This window comes from Brenneria roseae subsp. roseae, assembly GCF_003115845.1.
GTDB lineage: Bacteria > Pseudomonadota > Gammaproteobacteria > Enterobacterales > Enterobacteriaceae > Brenneria > Brenneria roseae.
The window spans coordinates 1-2,082 of the sequence record NZ_KZ819052.1 but is presented as its reverse complement, the minus strand read 5'-3'; the positions used below and the strand labels follow the sequence as shown (position 1 = coordinate 2,082).

Annotated in this window: 1 protein-coding gene; it reads right to left on the bottom strand. The window is 58.5% G+C overall.

Annotated elements, in window-relative coordinates; genetic code table 11:
• Positions 1 to 2,082 (bottom strand): Ig-like domain-containing protein (locus DDT52_RS20760; RefSeq protein WP_136157991.1); only part of this gene is annotated, 2,082 nt, incomplete at both ends.

Here is a 2,082-nt window from a genome sequence, read left to right as displayed (position 1 = left end):
CGCTGATGGTCTGACCGGCTTCATCGGCGTTGATGATATCGTCGCCGGCAATCACATCGATGCTAATCGACGCCGCCGGCGCGGTGATATCCATCACCGCCTGGCTATTGTCGTGCGCCTGATTACCCGCCGGATCGGTAGCCGTCGCCTCGACGGTGATCTTCCCTTCGGTCAATGCACTGAGATCGACAGCGGTCTGCCATTTTCCATCGACTACGGCTACCGCCGTCAGCGTAATGGATGTGCCGTCAGCATCGGTAAAGACCAGATCAACCGTTTTCTCACTGCTGGTCCCGCCAATAACGGTATTAATCAGTTCGTGCTGACTGATATAACCGTCGTTTCCGGCAAAGTCAGTAATATTAATTTCCGGCGCAGTGGTATCGACAAGGTAGGAACGTGCGGTATCCGCGGTGGTCTCATTGCCCGCATCATCACGAGTCGTCACCGTCGCACTGACGTCGCTGTTTGCCGCCAGCACGCTGCCCGGCACACTGACGCTCCAGGTCTTGCCGTCGGCATTCACCGTAGTCTGGTAAGTCTCGTTACCCACCGTCACCGTGACCGCATCGCCGGCCTTCACATCATCACCCACCTGACCGGTGACATTGATGGTCTGTCCGGCTTCATCGGCATTAACGATATCGTCGCCGGCAATGGTATCAATCGAGATAGAGGCCTCCGGCGCGGTAGTATCGACGGTATACAACCGGGTGGCGTCGGCCGTGGTCTCGTTACCGGCGTCATCACGAGTCGTCACCGTGGCGCTGATATCGGTATTTGCCGCCAGCACGCTACCCGGAACATTGACGCTCCAGGTCTCGCCGTCGGCATTCACCGTAGTCTGGTAAATCTCGTTACCCACCGTCACCGTGATCGCATCACCGGCCTTCACGTCATCACCCACCTGACCGGTGACGATGATGGTCTGTCCCGCCTCATCGGCGTTAACGATATCGTCGCCGGCAATGGTATCAATCGAGATAGAGGCCTCTGGCGCATCGGTATCGACGGTATACGACCGGGTGGTATCCGCGGTAGTCTCGTTACCGGCGTCATCACGGGTGGTGACCGTGGCGCTGATATCGGTATTCGCCGCCAGTACGCTGCCCGGCACGTTGACGCTCCAGGTCTTGCCGTCGGCATTCACCGTAGTCTGGTAAGTCTCGTTACCCACCGTCACCGTGACCGCATCGCCGGCCTTCACATCATCACCCACCTGACCGGTGACATTGATGGTCTGTCCGGCTTCATCGGCATTAACGATATCGTCGCCGGCAATGGTATCAATCGAGATAGAGGCCTCCGGCGCGGTAGTATCGACGGTATACAACCGGGTGGCGTCGGCCGTGGTCTCGTTACCGGCGTCATCACGAGTCGTCACCGTGGCGCTGATATCGGTATTTGCCGCCAGCACGCTACCCGGAACATTGACGCTCCAGGTCTCGCCGTCGGCATTCACCGTAGTCTGGTAAATCTCGTTACCCACCGTCACCGTGATCGCATCACCGGCCTTCACGTCATCACCCACCTGACCGGTGACGATGATGGTCTGTCCCGCCTCATCGGCGTTAACGATATCGTCGCCGGCAATGGTATCAATCGAGATAGAGGCCTCTGGCGCATCGGTATCGACGGTATACGACCGGGTGGTATCCGCGGTAGTCTCGTTACCGGCGTCATCACGGGTGGTGACCGTGGCGCTGATATCGGTATTCGCCGCCAGTACGCTGCCCGGCACGTTGACGCTCCAGGTCTTGCCGTCGGCATTCACCGTAGTCTGGTAAATCTCGTTACCCACCGTTACCGTGATCGCATCGCCGGCTTTGACGTCATCACCGACCTGACCAGTGACATTGATGGTCTGTCCGGCTTCATCGGCGTTGATGATATCGTCACCGGCAATGGTATCGATACTAATCGACGCCGCCGGCGCACTGGTATCCACCGTGTAAGAACGAGTGGCATCTGCGCTGGTTTCGTTACCCGCATCATCGCGGATAGTGACCGTGGCGCTGATACCGGTATTTGCCGCCAGTACGCTGCCCGGCACATTGACGCTCCAGGTCTTGCCATCCGCAT